This is a genomic window from Dechloromonas hortensis, from assembly GCF_009469765.1.
GTDB lineage: Bacteria > Pseudomonadota > Gammaproteobacteria > Burkholderiales > Rhodocyclaceae > Azonexus > Azonexus hortensis.
On record NZ_SSSQ01000027.1, the window covers coordinates 1 to 5,238 of the forward strand.

The following is a 5,238-nucleotide window of genomic DNA, read 5'->3' on the forward strand; positions in this document are numbered from 1 at the left end:
TGATCTTTAACAACTTGAACAACCGATAGGTGTGGGTGCCTTGATGCTAGCAACGCAAGTTGCACAAAAGTATTAAAGGCAATCACACGGATGGAGAGATCCATCGAGGTAGATTTAATTATCTACCGTCAGTGAATTGTGAGTATTAGTTGGATTGAACTGAAGAGTTTGATCCTGGCTCAGATTGAACGCTGGCGGCATGCCTTACACATGCAAGTCGAACGGCAGCACGGGAGCAATCCTGGTGGCGAGTGGCGAACGGGTGAGTAATGTATCGGAACGTACCTTTCAGTGGGGGATAACGTAGCGAAAGTTACGCTAATACCGCATATTCTGTGAGCAGGAAAGCAGGGGATCGCAAGACCTTGCGCTGATTGAGCGGCCGATATCAGATTAGCTAGTTGGTGAGGTAAAGGCTCACCAAGGCGACGATCTGTAGCGGGTCTGAGAGGATGATCCGCCACACTGGAACTGAGACACGGTCCAGACTCCTACGGGAGGCAGCAGTGGGGAATTTTGGACAATGGGCGCAAGCCTGATCCAGCCATGCCGCGTGAGTGAAGAAGGCCTTCGGGTTGTAAAGCTCTTTCGGCCGGGAAGAAATCGCATGGGTTAATACCCTGTGCGGATGACGGTACCGGCATAAGAAGCACCGGCTAACTACGTGCCAGCAGCCGCGGTAATACGTAGGGTGCGAGCGTTAATCGGAATTACTGGGCGTAAAGCGTGCGCAGGCGGTTTTGTAAGACAGGCGTGAAATCCCCGGGCTCAACCTGGGAACTGCGCTTGTGACTGCAAGGCTAGAGTACGGCAGAGGGGGGTGGAATTCCACGTGTAGCAGTGAAATGCGTAGAGATGTGGAGGAACACCAATGGCGAAGGCAGCCCCCTGGGTCGATACTGACGCTCATGCACGAAAGCGTGGGTAGCAAACAGGATTAGATACCCTGGTAGTCCACGCCCTAAACGATGTCAACTAGGTGTTGGGTGGGTAAAACCATTTAGTACCGGAGCTAACGCGTGAAGTTGACCGCCTGGGGAGTACGGCCGCAAGGTTAAAACTCAAAGGAATTGACGGGGACCCGCACAAGCGGTGGATGATGTGGATTAATTCGATGCAACGCGAAAAACCTTACCTACCCTTGACATGTCCAGAAGCCCGAAGAGATTTGGGTGTGCCCGAAAGGGAGCTGGAACACAGGTGCTGCATGGCTGTCGTCAGCTCGTGTCGTGAGATGTTGGGTTAAGTCCCGCAACGAGCGCAACCCTTGTCGTTAATTGCCATCATTTAGTTGGGCACTTTAACGAGACTGCCGGTGACAAACCGGAGGAAGGTGGGGATGACGTCAAGTCCTCATGGCCCTTATGGGTAGGGCTTCACACGTCATACAATGGTCGGTACAGAGGGTTGCCAAGCCGCGAGGTGGAGCCAATCCCAGAAAGCCGATCGTAGTCCGGATTGCAGGCTGCAACTCGCCTGCATGAAGTCGGAATCGCTAGTAATCGCGGATCAGCATGTCGCGGTGAATACGTTCCCGGGTCTTGTACACACCGCCCGTCACACCATGGGAGCGGGTTCCGCCAGAAGTAGGTAGCCTAACCGCAAGGGGGGCGCTTACCACGGCGGGGTTCGTGACTGGGGTGAAGTCGTAACAAGGTAGCCGTAGGGGAACCTGCGGCTGGATCACCTCCTTTCTAGAGAAAGCATCTCTGGCACCCACAACCTATCGGTTGTTCAGCAGTAGCAAACAGACGAGGGTCTGTAGCTCAGTCGGTTAGAGCACCGTCTTGATAAGGCGGGGGTCGTTGGTTCGATTCCAACCAGACCCACCACGTCGCCAAACGGGGGATTAGCTCAGCTGGGAGAGCACCTGCTTTGCAAGCAGGGGGTCGTCGGTTCGATCCCGTCATCCTCCACCAAAACCTAAAGATAAGCAGGGTTGTTTATCTTTAGCTTTTGAGCAATCAATTGCTACGCTCTTTAACAAAATGGAAGAAGGTTGTGTTGCAGCGCTGATGAGGCGTTGGCAACACGTTGTGATTGCATCTGTTCTTGTCCCTTAGCCCGGACAAGACAGCACAAATATGAGTTTGCCTGTAGCCGTTCTCTAACGAGAACACAAGGTTATAGGATCAAGCGACTAAGTGCATGTGGTGGATGCCTTGGCGATCACAGGCGATGAAGGACGTGCAAGCCTGCGAAAAGCGGGGGGGAGCTGGCAATGAAGCTTTGATCCCCCGATATCCGAATGGGGAAACCCACCTCTTTTGAGGTATCCCACACTGAATACATAGGTGTGGGAGGCGAACCCGGCGAACTGAAACATCTAAGTAGCCGGAGGAAAAGAAATCAACCGAGATTCCCCAAGTAGTGGCGAGCGAACGGGGAGCAGCCTGCTAGTGATAGCGGAATGGTTAATGGAGCGGAATGGAAAGTCCGGCCGTAGTGGGTGATAGCCCCGTACATGAAAACCAATCCGTGGTACTAAGTTAGCGAAAAGTAGGGCGGGGCACGTGAAACCTTGTCTGAACATGGGGGGACCATCCTCCAAGGCTAAATACTCGTGATCGACCGATAGTGAACTAGTACCGTGAGGGAAAGGCGAAAAGAACCCCGGGAGGGGAGTGAAATAGAACCTGAAACCGCATGCATACAAACAGTGGGAGCCGACTTGTTCGGTGACTGCGTACCTTTTGTATAATGGGTCAGCGACTTACGTTGTGTTGCGAGCTTAACCGAATAGGGGAGGCGTAGCGAAAGCGAGTCTGATAAGGGCGTTTAGTAGCACGGCGTAGACCCGAAACCGGATGATCTATCCATGGCCAGGATGAAGGTGCCGTAACAGGTACTGGAGGTCCGAACCCACTAATGTTGAAAAATTAGGGGATGAGCTGTGGATAGGGGTGAAAGGCTAAACAAATCCGGAAATAGCTGGTTCTCCCCGAAAACTATTTAGGTAGTGCGTCTTATATCACTGACGGGGGTAAAGCACTGTTATGGCTAGGGGGTCATCGCGACTTACCAACCCATGGCAAACTCTGAATACCGTCAAGTGCGAGTAAGGCAGACAGACAGTGGGTGCTAACGTCCATTGTCAAGAGGGAAACAACCCAGACCGCCAGCTAAGGTCCCCAAGACACAGTTAAGTGGGAAACGAAGTGGGAAGGCATAGACAGCTAGGAGGTTGGCTTAGAAGCAGCCATCCTTTAAAGAAAGCGTAATAGCTCACTAGTCGAGTCGTCCTGCGCGGAAGATGTAACGGGGCTCAAACTGTGCACCGAAGCTGCGGATATCGAAAGATATGGTAGGGGAGCGTTCTGTAGGTCTGTGAAGGTGTCTTGTAAAGGATGCTGGAGATATCAGAAGTGCGAATGCTGACATGAGTAGCGATAAAGGGAGTGAAAAGCTCCCTCGCCGAAAGCCCAAGGTTTCCTACGCAACGTTCATCGGCGTAGGGTGAGTCGGCCCCTAAGGCGAGGCAGAAATGCGTAGTCGATGGGAAACAGGTCAATATTCCTGTACCGATTCTAGATGCGATGTGGGGACGGAGAAGGTTAGGTCAGCCATCTGTTGGAATAGGTGGTTCAAGCGTGTAGGCGTGCCCCTTAGGCAAATCCGGGGGGCTAAGCTGAGGCGTGATAACGAGGTGCTACGGCACTGAAGTGATTGATACCAAGCTTCCAGGAAAAGCCACTAAGCTTCAGTCTAGATTCGACCGTACCGCAAACCGACACAGGTGGGCAGGATGAAAATTCTAAGGCGCTTGAGAGAACTCAGGAGAAGGAACTCGGCAAATTGACACCGTAACTTCGGGAGAAGGTGTGCCCCGGTAGGGTATAAGTCCTCGCGACGAAAGCCCGATGGGGTTGCAGTGAAATGGTGGCTGCGACTGTTTAATAAAAACACAGCACTCTGCAAACACGAAAGTGGACGTATAGGGTGTGACGCCTGCCCGGTGCCGGAAGGTTAAGTGATGGGGTGCAAGCTCTTGATCGAAGCCCCGGTAAACGGCGGCCGTAACTATAACGGTCCTAAGGTAGCGAAATTCCTTGTCGGGTAAGTTCCGACCTGCACGAATGGCGTAACGATGGCCACACTGTCTCCTCCTGAGACTCAGCGAAGTTGAAATGTTTGTGAAGATGCAATCTCCCCGCGGCAAGACGGAAAGACCCCATGAACCTTTACTGTAGCTTTGCATTGGACTTTGAATCGGTCTGTGTAGGATAGGTGGGAGGCTGTGAAACCGGGACGCTAGTTTCGGTGGAGCCAACCTTGAAATACCACCCTGATTTATTTGAGGTTCTAACCTTGATCCGTGAATCCGGATCGGGGACCGTGCATGGTGGGCAGTTTGACTGGGGCGGTCTCCTCCCAAAAGGTAACGGAGGAGTACGAAGGTACGCTTAGGACGGTCGGACATCGTCCATAAAGTGCAATGGCAAAAGCGTGCTTGACTGCGAGACCCACAAGTCGAGCAGGTGCGAAAGCAGGTCATAGTGATCCGGTGGTTCTGTATGGAAGGGCCATCGCTCAACGGATAAAAGGTACTCTGGGGATAACAGGCTGATACCGCCCAAGAGTTCATATCGACGGCGGTGTTTGGCACCTCGATGTCGGCTCATCTCATCCTGGGGCTGTAGCCGGTCCCAAGGGTATGGCTGTTCGCCATTTAAAGAGGTACGTGAGCTGGGTTTAAAACGTCGTGAGACAGTTTGGTCCCTATCTGCCGTGGGCGCTGGAAATTTGAAGGGGGCTGCTCCTAGTACGAGAGGACCGGAGTGGACGAACCTCTGGTGTACCGGTTATGACGCCAGTCGTATCGCCGGGTAGCTATGTTCGGAAGAGATAAACGCTGAAAGCATCTAAGCGTGAAACTTGCCTTAAGATGAGATTTCCCGGAGTCTTGAACTCCCTAAAGGGTCGTCGAAGACCACGACGTTGATAGGTCAGGTGTGGAAGCGCAGTAATGCGTTAAGCTAACTGATACTAATTGCCCGTGCGGCTTGATCCTATAACCTTGTAATACTGCAGCAACTCATACCGCAGTCACAACAAACAACCTTCTCCTATTTTGCGTTTGGCGCGATTCAACCCGCGACAAACAGACAAGTTACGCTTGGCGGCTATAGCCCTCTGGACCCACCCCTTCCCTTCCCGAACAGGACCGTGAAACAGATGAGCGCCGATGATAGTGAGCTTCCGCTCGCGAAAGTAGGTCACCGCCAGGCTCCCATTCCC

The 5,238-nt window shown here is 52.8% G+C and carries 2 tRNA genes and 3 rRNA genes; all 5 read left to right on the top strand.

Going from position 1 to position 5,238, the window contains the following annotated elements:
- Positions 1–156: 156 nt before the first annotated feature.
- The 5 genes from GH663_RS20755 (at position 157) to rrf (ending at position 5,228) form a co-directional block, all read left to right on the top strand.
- Positions 157–1,694: ribosomal RNA gene (locus tag GH663_RS20755) — 16S ribosomal RNA — on the top strand.
- 61 nt (positions 1,695–1,755) lie between these two features.
- A tRNA-Ile gene (locus GH663_RS20760) sits at positions 1,756–1,832 on the top strand.
- Between the two features lie 11 nt (positions 1,833–1,843).
- Positions 1,844–1,919, top strand: a tRNA-Ala gene (locus tag GH663_RS20765).
- A gap of 211 nt (positions 1,920–2,130) precedes the next feature.
- A 23S ribosomal RNA gene (locus GH663_RS20770) occupies positions 2,131–5,011 on the top strand.
- A gap of 104 nt (positions 5,012–5,115) precedes the next feature.
- Positions 5,116–5,228 (top strand): 5S ribosomal RNA (gene rrf, locus GH663_RS20775).
- Together the 16S, 23S and 5S rRNA genes with 2 tRNA genes alongside form the textbook arrangement of a ribosomal RNA operon.
- The last annotated feature ends 10 nt before the right edge of the window (positions 5,229–5,238 follow it).